We start from the raw sequence: 304 nt of genomic DNA, 5'->3' as shown, positions 1-304 counted from the left end.
CTGTAACACGAATACCACATGTTCTAGATATCTTAGGAAATAATGTACGAACTAGTATGGACACTGGTACGATGTTTAATTTAGTTAGAAACTTGAACTCTTTGACCGGTGATAATGTCGAAGCACTGCGTCTTACAGGGGAAGGAATAATGATAGATGGTGTTTACTATGTAGATATTGCAGAAGAGGATCATCATGAAGTTGTGGAAGTACTTCAAGCACGAATGCAGATTGAATATGAAACAGTATTAGTTAATTCTGATGAAGTTTCAAATAGTATAGAAAAAGCTTTAGAGGATTACTA

General features: G+C 34.9%; 1 protein-coding gene. It reads left to right on the top strand.

The features are described 5' to 3' along the window. Positions 1 to 56: 56 nt before the first annotated feature. A partial coding sequence (locus AOA60_RS32105; RefSeq protein WP_143522345.1) for a hypothetical protein occupies positions 57 to 304 on the top strand: 248 nt, incomplete at its 3' end.

The sequence above is a fragment of the Pseudomonas sp. 2822-17 genome (genome assembly GCF_002742485.1).
Taxonomy (GTDB): Bacteria; Pseudomonadota; Gammaproteobacteria; order Pseudomonadales; family Pseudomonadaceae; genus Aquipseudomonas; species Aquipseudomonas cyclaminis.
This window is presented reverse-complemented; position numbering and strand designations above follow the sequence as displayed.